This window comes from Micromonospora sp. NBC_00860, from assembly GCF_045207375.1.
GTDB lineage: Bacteria > Actinomycetota > Actinomycetes > Mycobacteriales > Micromonosporaceae > Micromonospora > Micromonospora vinacea.
This window is the reverse complement of the sequence record NZ_CP108825.1, coordinates 3,640,561-3,655,706: the sequence shown is the minus strand read 5'-3', so window position 1 is coordinate 3,655,706 and position 15,146 is coordinate 3,640,561. Positions and strand designations below refer to the sequence as shown.

The following is a 15,146-nucleotide window of genomic DNA, read 5'->3' as shown; positions in this document are numbered from 1 at the left end:
GGAGTGATCGCATGCCCCCCTCTCCGTCCCGGCTCTTCGCCGAGCTAGCGACGGCCGAACCACCGGCCGAGACCAGAGTGGTCATGCGACGTGCGGTGGTGCTCGGCGGCAGCATGGCCGGGTTGCTGGCGGCCCGGGTGTTGAGCGACCACGCCGAGGAAGTGCTGATCATCGAACGGGATCCGTCCGATGTCGACGCCGGGCCCCGCCCGGGTGTGCCCCAGGGCAGTCAGGTGCACGCGCTGCTGCCCGCCGGTCAGGTCCAGTTGGAGCGCTGGTTCCCCGGCATCGCCGACGAGGCGCTCGCGCTCGGCGCCCCGCCGCCGCCACGCGACCCGAGCACGGCGAAGATCTTCGTGAACGGCATGTTGGGTCTGCCGCCCGCGCCGACCGGCACCGGGCCTGCCCTGATCACGACGCGTCCGTTCCTGGAGGCGCTGGTCCGGCGGCGCACCCTCGCCGTCGACAACATCCGGATGGTGTACGGCCGGGCGGAGGGCCTGCTCTTCGACGAACGGCGGGTCACCGGCGTCCGGTACCTGCCCGAGGGGGGCACCGAGCCCGTCGTCGAAGCGGCCGACCTGGTGGTCGACGCGATGGGGCGGTCCAGCCGGTTGAGCGACTGGCTGGCCGAGCACGGCTGGCCGCGCCCGCCGATGCACCGCATGCCGATCAAACTGAACTACGCCACGGCCCTCTTCACGCGCGACGAGAAGGTCAGCGACGCCTGGGTGGCGGTCTTCCACACCATGGCGGGCAAGGGGCGCACCGCCCGGATCGGTGGGATCAACTCGGTCGAGGGGGACCGCTGGATCATGCTGGTGGCCGGCTACGACGGGGACCGACCCAGCCGCGACGTCGCCGACTTCACCGCCCGCTGCCGGGAGCACTACCCGCAGATGTTCGGTGACATCGCCGAACACGGGGAGATGCTCGGTGGGGTGGTCACGTACCACCAGGCGGACAGCCGACGCCGCGACTTCCACAAGCTCGACCGGCTGCCCGCCGGGCTGGTCGCCGCCGGTGACGCGGTCGCGTCCTTCAACCCGGTGTACGGCCAGGGCATGACCTCCGCGACGCTGCACGCCTCCTGCCTGTCGAAGTACCTGCGCTCCGGTCCGAAGCCGCACGACGAGCCCGCACGGGCGTACTTCGACCAGGTTCGGGTGGTGGTCGACGCCGCCTGGCAGATCTCCACCACCGCCGACATCGAGCTGCCGCACGTCGACGGGCCCTACCCGCCCGGTTACAAGGTCACCAAGTGGTTCGGGGATCTGCTCTTCCGGGCGTCGCTGACCGATCCGGTGCTCAACGCACGGCTGGGTCGGGTCACCACCATGCTCGACCACCCGGCCGCCCTGAGCCGTCCCGGCACCCTGTTCCGGGCCCTCCGACTCGGTCTGCTCGGCAGCGTCCGACGGTGATTCGTCGCCAAACCCGCCGCCCCCGCCGAGGCGCGGTGGAGAATGGTGGGCCGGGGAGGGGTGCTGCGACGAACCCGGGGGAGCGGTCGTGCTCGGAACCAGCCTCCTTGGCCGGCTTCGCCGCCGTGACCCAGGTGACGCCATCCTGCGACGCGCGGCCCGACTGACGCTCGTCGCGTCCGTCGTCTTCTACGGCTGCCGGTACGGGGCGGGCAACTCGACGCTCGCCACCTACGGGCTGTTCGGCACGATCGCCGCCGGGTCGTTCGCGCAGCTGCCCGGCCCGGCGCCGCAACGGGCGCGGATCCTCGTGTTGTCGTTGCCGGCGGTGTGGGCGCTGATCGCGGTGGGCTCACTGGTGGCGTGGAGCACGTGGGCGGCCGCCGGCGGCATGCTGGTCGTCGGGTTCGTGGTGGCGTTCGCCGGGGTCGGCAACCCACGCCTGGTGGGGTTGGCCAGCGCGTTCCAGCTCTTCTACATCCTGGCGTCGTTCCCGCCGTACCAGCCGGGCACCCTGCCGGAACGACTCGGCGGGGTGACGCTCGCCGTCGTGCTGCTCGCCGCCGCCGAGGTGTTCGTCTGGCCCGACCCGGTGCCGGTCTCCTACCGGCAGCGCCTCGCCGAGGCGGCGGACGGCGTCGCCGCCTTCCTCGACGCCGCCGCCGACAGGTTGACCGACCCGCACGCCGCCGCTGGTGATCGGGACACGCGGCGCGGGCGGGCGTACGACGTGGTGGCGGCGATCGAGCTGAACCGCAGCCCTCCGGCGTGGGCGCCCTCCGCGGCGGGCGTTCAGGACCGGGCGTTGCGGATCTGCGCCGCCGCGTTACGGGAGGTGCTCGCCGAGGCGGACCGGTTGGCGGCGGACGCCCCGCCGGAGCCGATCCCGGACCTGGCGGCGGCCCGTCTGCTGCGCTCGTGCGCGGACACCACCCGCGCCGCCGGCCGGAGCCTGTCGCCGGGGGCCCCTGCGGTAGCCCCCGCCGACCTGGACGTGGCGGTCGGACGAGCCGAGGCGGCGTACCCCGTGGGAGAGGGCCGGGTCCGCGACGCGCCGGACGTACCCCGGTTGTGTCGGGACGCGACAGCGCTGGCCCTCGCGGACCAGGTGCGGGTCTTCGCCGTCGGTTCCCGGGTGGCCACCGGGGTGCGGCTCGACGACGACGCCTCCTCGGGGCTGTTCGAGTACACCCGGCGCAGCCCGTGGACGCTGTACTGGTGGCAGTTCCGCTCCCACCTGGCGCCGCGCTCGGCCCACCTGCACAACTCGCTGCGGCTGGCCGTGGCGCTCGCCATCGCCCGGGTCGCCGCCGGAGTGTTGCAGCTGACCCACGGCTTCTGGGTCCTGCTGGCCACCCTCACGGTCCTGCGCACCTCGGCCTCCGACACCCGCACCGCGCTGCGGCCGGCCGTGCTGGGCACCATCATCGGCGCGGTGGTCAGCGGCGGGGTGATGCTCGTCGTCGACGAGCCGATCGTGTACGCCATCGTCCTGCCGATCACCCTGCTGCTGGCCTTCGGCGTCGGTCGCCTACTCGGGCCGGTGTGGCAGCAGGCGCTGTTCACCGTGCTGCTGACTGTCGTCTTCGCCCAGCTGAGCCCGGCAGGGTGGCGGCTCGCCGAGGCCCGCCTCGTCGACGTGCTGCTCGGAGCGGTGATCGGCGTCCTCGCCGGGGTGGCGATGTGGCCGCGCGGCGCGGGCCACGACCTGCGGCACAACGCCACCCGATACCTGAAGGCCAGCGCGGACGCCGTCGACCAGACCGTCCAGGCGGTGCTCGGCGACGCTCCGCCACCCGAGGGTGCCCTCAACCGTGTCCGTCGGCGGATGGTCCTGATCGACTCGTCGTACTGCCAGTACCACTCGGAGCGGCACGATCCGCACCGTCAGCAGGTGAACTGGGATGCCGTCCTGAGCACCGGGCACCACGTCGTGCCGGGCGCGGAGTCGCTGCTGCGACGCAACCCGCCCGGTTGCCTCGCCGGTTGGCCCGAGGCGGCGGCGCTGCTGCGGGACACCGCCGGGCGCCTGCGGTCGGCGTACGACGCCCTCGCCGACGAGGTCGCCCACGGCCCGACATCGGCCGGGGCACAGGTCTCGACCACCTGCGTCGACCAGCTGGACCGGATCCGTCCCCTCCTCGGCGAGGCCGACCTCCGGTCGGTCCGGCACCTGGTGGAGGCCGACAGGTGGCTCGCCAGCCTCGCCGACAGTCTCGCCCGGATCCACCCGCCTGTTGTCGGCGGGCCGACCGGCCACCGCGACTAGCCCTGACGAGCAGTCACCACGGCGCCGGACCGTTGTCGTCGAAGAAGCCGCCGGTTTCACCGTCATCGTCAACGGTGGCCCAGTACACCGAGGCGCGCGCACCCTCGTCTGTGCTCTTCACGCCCTTGAAGTTGTTCAGGTCGGTGGCGACGTAGCCCGGAGTCACCGCATTGATCTTTACGTGCGCCAGCTCCGGGTCGTCGAGGAAGGCGTTGGCGTACTTGACGGTCAGCATGTTCACCGCGGTCTTGGTGGCGGAGTAGGCGAACGACTCGTGCGAGCGGGCGAACATCGAGCCCTTCTCGGTGGCCTTCGCGAAGATCGCCGAGTCGCTGGAGAGGTTGACGATTCGCGCTGACGGCGACTTACGCAGAAGGGGCAACATGGCGTGGATGACCCGGACGGTGCCAAACACGTTGGTCTCGAACTCCGGGCGCAGGTCCTCGGCCGTCACCGCGACGGCCGGCTTGCGAATGAGCAGGCCGGCGTTGTTGACCAGAGCATCGAGGTGGCCGTACTCGCGGTCGATGAGCTCGGCCGCCCGCGCGACCGACGCGTCGTCGGTGACGTCGATCTGTACCGGTCGCACTGTGAGCCCCGTGTCAGCGAGTTCCTTGGCCGCTGCGGCACCCCGCTCGGTGTCGCGGCTTCCGAGGAGAACGGTGAGGCCGCGCTCGGCGAGCTGGCGTGCGGTCGCCAGACCGACACCCTTGTTTGCGCCGGTGACCAGCGCGATCTTCTTAGCGGACATGTCGTCGCTCCCTCAGGTGAAAGGCACGTAGGATCAGAACTGATAGTGCCCCTACACTTTAAACGTAGGGATCCTACGTTTGGCAACAACGGGAGGTGGCATGGTGGCGATCCCCACGTCGCGGCGGCCGAAACGCGCAGACGCCCGCCGCAACTTCGATGCCCTGCTCGTGACCGCCCGGGACGCGTTCGCCGAAGACGGCGCGCAGGCCTCACTCGAGGAGATCGCGCGACGGGCCGGCGTGAGCATCGCCACCCTCTACCGCAACTTCCCCACCCGCGAGGACCTCGTCGAGGAGGTCCACCGTGAAGAAGTCGAGGCGTTGTGCCGGGTGGCCGCCGACCTCGACGACCTCGAACCCTGGGACGCGCTCGTCACCTGGCTCCGCCGCTTCGTCGACTACATCGGCACCAAGCTCGCCTTCGCCGACGCGCTCAACCGCACCAGTGACAGTTTCCAGGCTTGCCGCCGGGCGATGCGGGAGGCCGGCAGCCCGCTGCTCGAACGCGCGCAACGTGCCGGGGTCGCGCGCCCGGAACCATCGATCGACGACATCCTGCGCATGATCTCCGGCGTCAGCACGGTTTCATACGCTGACGACGCCCAGCGCGACCGCGTCCTCGGGCTGACCATCGACGGACTGCGAGCGACACCTGCCAGGTGACCTGATGTACGGATCTGACAGGCCGCCGGTCGCCGATTGGCCGTGCCCGTCGCGCGGCGCCCGGCCTAACGTCGACGGCATGGAGATCGAGCAGGCGCAGAAGCTGTGGCAGCCGGAGCCGGGCTGGTTGAACACCGCCAGCTACGGGTTGCCGCCGGAGCCGGCGTGGGCGGCGGTGCAGGAGGCCCTCGCCGCCTGGCGGGTTGGTCGTACGTCGTGGGAAGGCTGGGGCGAGTCGACGCAGCGGTCTCGCGTCGCCTTCGCCGGCCTCATCGGGGTGCCGGTGGGTGACGTGGCGGTCGGCGCGGCGGTGTCCCAGCTGCTCGCACCGGTCGCGGCGGCACTGCCGGCCGGTGCCACTGTGGTGGTCCCGGAGGTCGAGTTCACCTCGAACCTCTTCCCCTGGCTGGTGCAGGAGGAACGGGGCGTCAGGGTCCGCACGGTGCCACTGGAGTCGCTGGTCGACGCCATCGACGCTGACACCGACCTGGTCGCGTTCAGCCTGGTCCAGTCGACCGACGGGGCGGTAGCCGCGTACGACGAGATCGTGGCCGCGGCCCGCGCGCACGACGCGCTGGTGGCGGTGGACGCCACCCAGGCGTGCGGCTGGCTGCCGTTCGACGGCAGCCGGGCCGACGCGGTGGCGGTGGGCGGCTACAAGTGGCTGATGAATCCGCGCGGGACGGGGTACGCCTATCTGGCCCCGGCGTTGCGCGAGCGGCTGCGCCCCGACGCGGCCGGCTGGTACGCGGGTGCCGACCCGCACGCCTCCTACTACGGCCCGCCGCTGCGGTTGGCCGACGACGCTCGCCGGTTCGACATCTCACCGGCCTGGTTCAGCTGGGTCGGGGCGGCGCCCGCACTGGAGGTGGTCGCCGAGATCGGCGTGTCGGCGATCGGGGCGCACAACGTGGCGTTGGCCAACCGGTTCCTGACCGGGCTGGGTCGACCGCCGGGGGAGAGCGCCATCGTCAGCGTGGACGTGCCCGACGCGGAGCAGCGCCTCGCGGCGGCCGGCATCCGGGCGGCGGTGCGCGCCGGACGGGTCCGGGCCTCGTTCCACGTCTACTCCACGGAGGCCGACGTGGATGCCGCGCTGACGGCGTTGACCGGCTGAACCGGCGTCGAGGACGGCCGGGCGCGCGGCCGGCCGTCCTCGACGGCATCAGACGTCCGGCTCAGGCCAGGTGGCCGCCGATCTTCGTGTAGCCGCGCAGCAGGTCCCGCGAGATGATCAGCCGCTGCATCTCGTCGGTGCCCTCGAAGATCCGGTAGAGCCGGACCTGCCGGTACCAGCGTTCGATCGGCAGCTCTCGGGTGTAGCCCATGCCGCCGTGGATCTGGAGCACCCGGTCGACCACCCGGTTGACCATGCCGGCGCCGTAGAGCTTGCCCATCGACGAGGCGTGCCGGGGGTCCAGGCCCGCGTCGACGGTCCACGCCGAGCGCAGCACCAGCCAACGGGCCGCCTCCAGCTCCGTCTCGGAGTCGGCGATCATCCACTGGATGGCCTGGTTGGTGCCGATCTTCGCGCCGAAGGTCTCCCGGGTGTTGGCGTACTCGATGGCCATCTGCAACACCCGCTCGGCGATGCCGATGGCGTGCGACGGGATGGTGTAGCGCCCCTTGCCGATCCACTCCATGCCGAGCGTGAAGCCCTGCCCGATCTCGCCGAGGATGTTGCGGTGCGGCACGCGTACGCCGTCGAAGATGAGCGACGCGGGCCCGCCCTCGCCCATCGTCTGGATGAACTCGGAGCGCCAGCCCATCGACCGGTCCACCAGGAACGCGGTGGCGCCGCCGTTCCGGGCGCCCTTCTCCCGGTCGGTCACCGCGACCACGATGGCGAAGTCGGCGTCGTGACCGCCGGTGATGAAGGTCTTCTCGCCGTCGAGGATCCAGTCGTCGCCGTCGCGGCGGGCGGACAGCCGGATGTTGGCCGCGTCGGACCCGGCGCCCGGTTCGGTGATCGCGAAGCAGGAACGCCGCTCACCCTCGATGGTGGGGATGAGGAACTCCCGCTTCTGCTCCTCGGTGGCGTGGAACAGGATGTTGTCCGCCTCGCCACCGAAGCGGAACGGTACGAACGTGCGGCCCAGCTCGGTCCAGATCAACGACTGGAGCACGGCTGGCAGGTTCATCCCGCCGTACTCCTCCGGGGTGGCGAGGCCCCAGAAGCCGAACTTGCGCGCCTTGAGTTGCAGTTCGCGCACCTCGGAGTGGTCGAGGCCCGGTTGGTGCGCCCGTTCGCGGCGGAGCACCTCCGCTTCCAGGGGCATCACCTCGCGGGTGATGAACGCGCGCACGGTGTCCCGGACGGCGCGTTCCTCGTCGGACAGTGCGAAGTCCACGGTTCCCCCTCGGTCGGCGTGGTGCGCCGCTGCGGGTCGCAGCGGTCATCCCTAAACTAGCGGTGTAAGTTTTCATTCGTCCAGACCCCTCGTGGAGACGCCGACCCGACGACGGTCCCCGATAGGGTGCGTGAACAGGTGGTTCCCACGGGCAGGGACGCCCCACACCGAGGAGGTCTGACGTGCCCCGACCTCGGCGGCCGCTGCTCACCCGCGACCGGATCGTCGACACGGCGCTCGCGCTGATCGACGCCGACGGGCTCGGCGCACTCTCCACCCGCCGGCTCGCCGCCGCGCTCGGCGTGCAGGGTCCCTCGCTCTACAACCACTTCGCCACCAAGGACGAGATCCTCGACGCGGTCGCCGACACGGTCACCGGCGCCGTCGACACCGGTGGCTTCGCCAGCCGCGACTGGGTCGCCGCGCTACGCGACTGGGCCTGGTCGTACCGGCGGGCGCTCACCGCGCACCCGAACATCGTGCCCTACCTGGCCCAGGGGCCGGGTCGTCGTCCAGCCGCCCTCGCCATGGCCGACGCGGTCTACGGAGGCCTGGTCCGGGCCGGCTGGCCGCCGGCCCGCGCCACCCACATCGGCGCGGCGCTGCGCTACTTCGTGGCCGGGTCGGCGCTCGGCTCGTTCGCCCGCGGTTTCGTCGAGGACCCGGAGCTGTACGCGGCGCACTACCCGCACCTGCGTCAGGCACACCGGCTCGCCGAGCACCAGCAGAGCGTGGACGAGGGCGCCTTCGCGCTCGGCCTGGACGCCCTGCTGCACGGACTGGCCGCCGAGTACACCCGCACCGTCGACACGGTGGAGTCCGCCCGGCCCAACGGGTAGCGTCCAAACTCCCAGCGCTAGTTTCATCGCCCGCCGCGACGTCGTCGCCATCCCCCATCGCGACCCCGTCGCCATCGCCCATCGCCCACCATCGAAGGGACGACATGGACCTCGCCGCCCCGCCGTCGCAGTTGCCCGACTCCCTGCGCCTCCGGCACCACCTGCACGTCGGTGGGGAGTGGACGTCACCCGCCCGCACCGACCTGATCGACGTGGAGAACCCGAGCACCGGGGAGCGGGTCGGGCAGGTGCCGGCCGGTACCCCGGCCGACGTGGACCGCGCCGTGGCCGCGGCCCGGGCCGCGTTTCCCGCCTGGTCGGCCGCCACCCCCGCCGAGCGCTCCGCCCACCTCGACCGGCTGCACACGGCGCTCACCACCCGCGCCGACGACCTCGCCCGCACCATCACCGTGGAGCTGGGCGCGCCGCTCAAGCTCGCCACCCGGGTGCAGGTCGGGCTGCCGCTGACCGTGCTGCGCGACCACGTCGCGCTCGCCGCCCAGGCGCCGGTCGAGGAGAGCATCGGCAACTCGCTCGTCGTCCGCGAGCCGATCGGCGTCGTCGGCGCGATCACCCCGTGGAACTACCCACTGCACCAGGTGATGGCGAAGCTCGCACCCGCCCTGGCCGCCGGCTGCACGGTGGTGCTCAAGCCCAGCGAGCTGACCCCGTTGACCGCGTACCTGCTCTTCGACGCGGTCGCCGAGGCCGGATTGCCGCCGGGGGTGCTCAACCTGGTCCCCGGCACCGGGCCGGTGGTCGGTGAGGCGCTCGCCGGGCACCCCGACGTCGACCTGGTCTCGTTCACCGGCTCCACCGCCACCGGCGCGCGGATCATGCGGGCCGCCGCGGACCGGATCGCCCGGGTCGCCCTGGAGCTTGGCGGCAAGTCCGCCAACGTGATCCTCCCCGACGCCGACCTGGCCACCGCCGTCAAGGTGGGCGTCGGCAACGCCCTGCTCAACTCCGGGCAGACCTGCACCGCGTGGACCCGGATGCTGGTGCACCGCGACCGGTACGACGAGGCCCTGCACCTGATCGCCACGGCGGTGGCCGGCTACCGGCTCGGCGACCCGTTCGACCCGGCGACCCGGCTCGGCCCGCTGGTCTCCGCCGCCCAGGCCGAGCGGGTGCGCGGCCACATCGACAGGGCCCTCGCCGACGGCGCCCGACTGGTCGTCGGCGGGCCCGACGCCCCGGTGCCGACTCGGGGGCACTTCGTCGCCCCGACCGTCTTCGCCGACGTGCACCCCGACAGCGCGCTCGCCCAGGAGGAGGTATTCGGCCCGGTGCTCGCCGTCATCCCGTTCGCCGACACCGACGAGGCGGTCGCCATCGCCAACAACTCGAAGTACGGGCTGGCCGGCGCGGTCTGGTCCGCCGACACCGACGCGGCGCTCGCGGTGGCCCGGCGGTTGCGCACCGGCGCCGTCGACATCAACGGCGCCCCGTTCAACCCGCTCGCCCCGTTCGGCGGCTACAAGCAGTCCGGCCTGGGCCGGGAGTTGGGCGTGCACGGCCTGGCCGAGTTCTGCGAGCTGAAGGCGATCCAGCGATGAAAGACAGCGAGCTGTCCCCGGCCGCGCCCGCAGGCCGGCCCGACCTGTCCCCGACCGCGCCGGGCGGCGACGCCGAGCCGGCGTCCGCGCCGGTCATCGTTCGCGCGCTTGTCGCGCGCGGTTCCGGCGCCGAGCTGCGGGTCGAGCGGGTACGCCTGCCCGCGCCCGGCCCCGGCGAGGTGCGGGTGACGATCAGGGCGGCCGGTGTCTGCCACTCCGACCTGTCCATGGTCAACGGCACCCTCGCCGCGAGGTTCCCGCTGGCGCTGGGGCACGAGGCGACCGGGGTGGTGGCCGAGGTCGGGCCGGGCAGCCACCTGACCGTCGGCACCCCGGTGGTGCTCAACTGGGCACCGGCCTGCCGGGCCTGCTGGTGGTGCCGGCGCGGCGAGCCGTGGCTCTGCGCCGACACCACCGCCCCGACGGTGCCGCGCGGCGAGACCGACGACGGGGTCCCGCTGCACCTGACCCTCGGCCTCGGCGCGCTCGCCGAGGCGGTGGTGGTACCCGAACGTGCCGTCATCCCGATTCCCGCCGGGCTGCCGCCCGAGCAGGCCGCACTGCTCGGCTGCGCGGTGCTCACCGGCGTCGGCGCGGTCCGGAACACCGCCCGGGTGGCACCCGGCGAGTCGGTCGCTGTCGTCGGGCTCGGTGGGGTCGGGCTCGCCGTTCTCAGCGCGGCCCGCCGGGCCGGTGCCACGACGATCCTGGCCATCGACGTCGCCGAAGCGAAGCGGGAACTGGCGCTCGCCGCCGGGGCGACCGACTTCCTGCTCTCCGACGACCGGCTCTCCAAGGAGGTACGGGCGCGCACCGAGAGCCGTGGCGTCGACCATGCCTTCGAGTGCGTCGGCCGGGCCGCCACCATCCGCGCCGCCTGGCGGCTCACCCGGCGTGGGGGAGCGGTGACGGTGGTCGGCATGGGCGCGAAGGACGACATGGTCAGCCTCGGCGCGCTGGACATCTTCCACTCCGCGCGCACCCTGCGCTCCTCGGTGTACGGCTCGTCCGACCCGGACCGGGAGGTGCCGGTGCTGGCTGCCGAGCTCGCCGACCGCGCACTGGATCTGGGTGTGCTGGTCAGCGGAACGATCCCGTTGGACGAGGCGCCCGCGGCGTTCGACCGGCTGGCGCGGGGCGAGGGCGCCCGCTGGGTGGTCACAGTGGACTGACGCTCGTCACAGCCGGGATCTCAGCACGTCGACCTCGCAGCCTGGTGCGTACGGGTCGAAGCCGTGCTCGACGAGCCAGCGGACCGCCAGCAGGCTTCGCAACGACCACCACGCGCGGATCACGTCGAGGTCGACGTCGGCGCGGTAGCCGGCGAGGACGTCGCCGAGGTGCTCCTCGTGGCCGAGCGTCAGGGTGGCCAGGTCGAAGAGGGCGTCGCCCTGGCCCGCCTCGGACCAGTCGAGGACGCCGGTGATCTCGTCACCGTCGACGAACACGTGGGTGATCTGCAGGTCGCCGTGGGTGAATACCGGTGTCCACGGGCGGAGCGCCGCCTCGGCAACCTGGCGGTTGCGGATGACCAGGTCGGTGGGGAGGACGCCGTTGCCGACCAGCCACGCGCACTCGGCGTCGAGCTGCGACGTCAACTCCTCGCGGCTGCGGCCCGGCCAGGGCGGTAGCGGCGCGTCGTGCAGCGTGCGAGCGGCGGCGCCGGCCGCGGCCCACGCCGCCGGGGACGCGGTCGACGGTTCGCCGAGGCGACCGAGCGCCGTTCCGGGCAGGGCGGCGAGCGCGAGCACGGGCGTCCTACGCCAGAGGACCTCGGGGGTCGGGACGGGCGCCAGCACCATCGCCTCGACCTCGACGTCGGTACGCCCCGGGTCAGCGTCGATCTTCAGGAACACGTCGCCGACGCGCAGGGTGGCGCGTTCCTGGTGGGCGACGACGACTTCGACCTCCGGCACAGCGGCCATTGTCGCGCCCCGACCATCGACGGCCCAGCGGTTTCCCGGGACGACGGGCGTGGTTGGCCAGGCGCCCCGGGCTGACCCCGGACGGGGCCAACCTGGGCGTCTGAGCGACGCGAGCCGTGCGACTGGTCAGAAGGGCGGGGCGTCCTCGCCCATCAGCGCCAGCACGACGCCGCCCTTGCCGCTCTTGAGGCCCTGTACGACGACCTTGCCGGTGCTGCCGTCGGGCAACTCCAGGGTGAAGGTCTTTCCAACTGCGTTCTTGGGGCCGTTGCCGGCGCTGTTTGCGGGTCGGAAGTCGCCCGCCCACGGCGGGGTCCCGCCTCTACGGGCCGGCTCGGCGAAGAGCGCGGCGGTGCCGGGGGTCCTGGTGCCGTCTGAGGAAAGGAGCACTGAGGCGCTGCGAAAGGTAGCCATATGCGCCAAGGCTAACCCGGAAGTGCCCGATCGCGGCACCACAGTTGCCCGGGACGGCGATTCGGTCGTTGTCTCGCTCCCGGCCGTTGCGCCGGGAGCTATACCTAGCAGTACTATGCATCGTACTTCTAGGTTCAGTGGTGGGAGGTTACGTGAAGGTCGCCAAGGATCTGGTCGCCGCCTCGGCGACGCCGATGGTGCTCGGCATCCTGGCCGAGGGCGAGAGCTACGGCTACGCCATCATCAGGCGGATCAACGAGCTGTCCGGGGGTGAGCTGGACTGGACCGAAGGGCTGCTCTACCCGTTGCTGCACCGGCTCGAGCGCCTCGGCCACCTGGAGTCGAGCTGGCAGGCGGTCGCCGGCGAGCGCAAGCGCAAGTACTACCGCATCACCGACCGGGGCCTGGCCGAGCTGGCCGAGCAGCGCCGGCAGTGGGACACAGTGGTAGGCGCGCTCAAGGAGATCTGGCACGACCGCGCGCCGCTCACGGCGCACCCGTTGGAGGGTCTCGCATGACCGCGCACGACGGGCCGCCGGAGTTGGAAGCGCAGTTCGAGCAGTGGCGTCAGTACGTGCTGCGCCGCAGGGAGCTGCAGGCGGTGGACGCCGACGAGCTGGAAGACCACCTCCGTGGCTCGGTCGACGCGCTCGTCGCCGCCGGCCTGAGCCCGGACGAGGCGTTCCTGGTCGCTGTGAAACGGATGGGCAGCCTCGACGACCTCTCCCGTGAGTTCGCCCGGGAACATTCGGAACGGTTGTGGAAGCAACTGGTGCTGACCGGCGACTCCGGCAGCCCGGTCGGCGGCACGCGTTCGCGCCGGGACCTGTGGGTCATGCTCGGCTGTGCCGCGGGCGCGCTGGTCTCCGTCAAGGTGCCGGCACTGTTCGGGCTGAGCTTCGCCGACGACGGCTCGTTCTACGCGCGCAACTTCACAGTGTTCGTGCTGCCCTGGCTGGCGGCGTACCTGGCGTGGCGCCGGGGAGCCCGACGGACGGTGATCGCGGCACTGGCGGCGCTCTTCGTCCTCGGCGCCGTGGCGGCCAACGCCTACCCTCTGGCGGACGATTCGCAGTCAGTTGTCGTCACCAGCATCCACCTGCCCATCGCCCTGTGGCTGGTGGTCGGTCTGGCCTATGTCGCCGACGACTGGCGCTCGTCGCGTCGACGCATGGACTTCATCAGGTTCACCGGCGAGTGGTTCATCTACCTGGTGCTGATGGCGCTCGGCGGGGGCGTGCTCGCCGCGTTCCTGTTCAACACCTTCGCGGCCATCGGGATCGTCCCGGAGGCGTTCATCTCGCAGTGGCTGCTGCCCGGTGGCGCCGCGGCCGCGGTCGTGGTGGCCGGCTGGCTCGTCGAGGCCAAGCAGAGCGTCGTGGAGAACATCGCGCCGGTCCTCACCAGGCTGTTCACCCCGCTCTTCACGGCCGCACTGCTCGCCTTCCTGGTTGCCGTCGTCTGGACCAGCCACGGCATCGACGTCGAGCGGGAGGCACTGCTCCTCTTCGACCTGCTGCTGGTCGTGGTGCTGGGGCTGCTGCTCTACTCACTCTCGGCCCGTGAGCCGCTGGCCCCGCCCGGCCCGTTCGACAAGCTCCAACTCGCGCTCGTGGTCAGTGCGTTGGCCATCGACGTGCTGGTGCTGCTGGAGATCACCGGGCGCATCACCGACGAGTACGGCGGTACGCCCAACCGGGCCGCCGCGCTCGGCGAGAACGTGATCCTCCTGGTCAACCTCGCCTGGTCGGCGTGGCTACTGCTGACCTTCATCCGCCGGCGTACGCCGTTCGCGACACTTGAACGCTGGCAGACCGGCTACCTGCCGGTGTACGCGGTGTGGGCCTGGATCGTGGTCCTCGTCTTCCCGCCGCTGTTCAGCTTCGCCTAGCTGAGCCGGCCCACCCGCCACGGGTGGGCCGGCTTCTGGTCACTTGCCGGTGACGATGCCCGGGTTGATGCAGAGCCCCGGGTTGGCGCCGTTCTTCTCCGCGATCTCCAGACAGCGGGTCACCTTGTCGACTTTCGCGTTGGTCTCGGTGATCTGCTTGGAGATCTCGGCGTTCTTGCGGTCCTGCTCCAGGTTGCGGGTCTGCGCGAGCTTGTCCTGGAACGCCTTGATGTTGCCCTCGGTCTTGTCGTCGTGGTTCACCCGGGTGATGGTCACCGAGAGGATGTCCACGTCGGTGGCGAGGCGGGCCTCCGCACTGGTCTTGATGTTCGCCGCGAACGGCTTCAGGTCGACGTTGAGGTCACCGGTCTGGGCGTCGATCTTCTCCAGCGGGTTGTACGCGGCGAAGGCGTCGTTGACCGCGCTGTCGAGCTGCACACCCACCCGCTGACCCCGGAAGCTGCCGAAGTCGCCCTTGTAGTCCATGAACTGCTTCGGCGCGTTCTCCGGCTTGACCTGCCATTCGACGAGCACCTCGACGCAGGCGTCGGCGAGGGTGCCGGTTCGCACACGTACGCAGTTGTTGCCGCCGATGTGGTCGTACTTCTGCCGGCCCGCGTCCCACTCGCCGACCTTCTGCCAGGGCGCCACCCACTTCAGGCCCGAGCCGGTCACCTCGCCGGTGGGCTTGCCGAAGCTGGTGACGATGCCGACCGAGCGGATGGGCACCGAGTGGGCGCTGGAGGCGACGCCGACCACCAGAGTGAGGGCGAGGAAGCCGAGCGCCGCGAGGGCGGCCATCCGCTTGAACGACCGTGCGGGAGCGACGAGAGCGACGACGGCGCTGACCGCCAGGGCGACGGCGAAGACGATCGCCATGGTGAAGCCGACGGGCATGGGGTGGGGACCTTCCGGTGGGCTGTGTGGATCATCAACCTAGGGGGTCCGGTCAAGTCGACGGCGCGGGGGAGTGGCGTTCGGGCACGCCAAACGCCTGTCGAATATGGAGCCGATCGACATGGTTCGACTCTGGCGGCCCGCCGTAGGTTTCGTCCACGC

Annotated in this window: 14 protein-coding genes; 9 read left to right on the top strand and 5 right to left on the bottom strand. The window is 71.7% G+C overall.

Features of this window, described 5'->3' with window-relative positions; translation table 11 throughout:
- Positions 1–11: 11 nt before the first annotated feature.
- Positions 12–1,424, top strand: coding sequence for an FAD-dependent oxidoreductase (locus OH804_RS16725; RefSeq protein WP_406066282.1), 1,413 nt, complete (start codon positions 12–14; stop codon positions 1,422–1,424).
- An 88-nt stretch (positions 1,425–1,512) separates the two neighbouring features.
- Positions 1,513–3,693 carry an FUSC family protein gene (locus OH804_RS16720; RefSeq protein WP_406066280.1) on the top strand — a complete coding sequence of 727 codons (2,181 nt, stop codon included), beginning with the start codon at positions 1,513–1,515 and terminating at the stop codon, positions 3,691–3,693.
- A 13-nt stretch (positions 3,694–3,706) separates the two neighbouring features.
- On the opposite strand, the gene OH804_RS16715 is transcribed toward OH804_RS16720, so the two are convergent.
- Positions 3,707–4,444 (bottom strand): SDR family oxidoreductase, encoded by a 738-nt coding sequence (locus OH804_RS16715; RefSeq protein ID WP_406066278.1) that lies wholly within the window; start codon positions 4,442–4,444, stop codon positions 3,707–3,709.
- Positions 4,445–4,544: 100 nt separating this feature from the next.
- Here OH804_RS16715 and OH804_RS16710 point away from each other — a divergent pair, with 100 nt between their 5' ends.
- Together OH804_RS16710 and OH804_RS16705 are read left to right on the top strand one after the other, a co-directional pair.
- On the top strand, positions 4,545–5,108 hold the full coding sequence (locus OH804_RS16710; RefSeq protein WP_406066276.1) for a TetR/AcrR family transcriptional regulator: 564 nt from the start codon (positions 4,545–4,547) through the stop codon (positions 5,106–5,108).
- 79 nt (positions 5,109–5,187) lie between these two features.
- The gene (locus OH804_RS16705) at positions 5,188–6,225 is read left to right on the top strand and encodes an aminotransferase class V-fold PLP-dependent enzyme (protein ID WP_406066274.1); all 1,038 of its coding nucleotides are present in this window, start codon (positions 5,188–5,190) and stop codon (positions 6,223–6,225) included.
- A gap of 61 nt (positions 6,226–6,286) precedes the next feature.
- Here OH804_RS16705 and OH804_RS16700 read toward each other — a convergent pair whose 3' ends face one another.
- Entirely contained in the window at positions 6,287–7,459 is a 1,173-nt protein-coding gene (locus OH804_RS16700; RefSeq protein ID WP_196922268.1) for an acyl-CoA dehydrogenase family protein, read from the bottom strand.
- Between the two features lie 182 nt (positions 7,460–7,641).
- On the opposite strand from OH804_RS16700, the gene OH804_RS16695 reads away from it, so the two are divergent.
- From OH804_RS16695 to OH804_RS16685, 3 genes are all read left to right on the top strand, one after another.
- The gene (locus OH804_RS16695; protein WP_406066272.1) at positions 7,642–8,298 is read left to right on the top strand and encodes a TetR/AcrR family transcriptional regulator C-terminal domain-containing protein; all 657 of its coding nucleotides are present in this window, start codon (positions 7,642–7,644) and stop codon (positions 8,296–8,298) included.
- Positions 8,299–8,402: 104 nt separating this feature from the next.
- A complete protein-coding gene (locus OH804_RS16690) occupies positions 8,403–9,857 on the top strand; it encodes an aldehyde dehydrogenase family protein (RefSeq protein ID WP_406066270.1) in 1,455 nt (484 codons plus the stop codon).
- Positions 9,854–11,029 (top strand): alcohol dehydrogenase catalytic domain-containing protein, encoded by a 1,176-nt coding sequence (locus OH804_RS16685; RefSeq protein WP_406066268.1) that lies wholly within the window; start codon positions 9,854–9,856, stop codon positions 11,027–11,029. Before OH804_RS16690 ends, OH804_RS16685 begins: the two co-directional genes overlap by 4 nt.
- Positions 11,030–11,035: 6 nt before the next feature.
- Here OH804_RS16685 and OH804_RS16680 read toward each other — a convergent pair whose 3' ends face one another.
- Entirely contained in the window at positions 11,036–11,782 is a 747-nt protein-coding gene (locus OH804_RS16680) for a phosphotransferase family protein (RefSeq protein ID WP_406066266.1), read from the bottom strand.
- Positions 11,783–11,908: 126 nt separating this feature from the next.
- Positions 11,909–12,196: a hypothetical protein gene (locus OH804_RS16675; protein ID WP_231392589.1), complete on the bottom strand. Its 288-nt coding sequence runs from the start codon at positions 12,194–12,196 to the stop codon at positions 11,909–11,911.
- A 194-nt stretch (positions 12,197–12,390) separates the two neighbouring features.
- Here OH804_RS16675 and OH804_RS16670 point away from each other — a divergent pair, with 194 nt between their 5' ends.
- The gene (locus OH804_RS16670; RefSeq protein ID WP_231393828.1) at positions 12,391–12,714 is read left to right on the top strand and encodes a PadR family transcriptional regulator; all 324 of its coding nucleotides are present in this window, start codon (positions 12,391–12,393) and stop codon (positions 12,712–12,714) included.
- Positions 12,711–14,087 carry a permease prefix domain 1-containing protein gene (locus OH804_RS16665; RefSeq protein WP_406066264.1) on the top strand — a complete coding sequence of 459 codons (1,377 nt, stop codon included), beginning with the start codon at positions 12,711–12,713 and terminating at the stop codon, positions 14,085–14,087. Before OH804_RS16670 ends, OH804_RS16665 begins: the two co-directional genes overlap by 4 nt.
- 39 nt (positions 14,088–14,126) lie before the next feature.
- On the opposite strand, the gene OH804_RS16660 is transcribed toward OH804_RS16665, so the two are convergent.
- Positions 14,127–14,984 carry an SPFH domain-containing protein gene (locus OH804_RS16660; RefSeq protein WP_196922273.1) on the bottom strand — a complete coding sequence of 286 codons (858 nt, stop codon included), beginning with the start codon at positions 14,982–14,984 and terminating at the stop codon, positions 14,127–14,129.
- Positions 14,985–15,146: the final 162 nt, after the last annotated feature.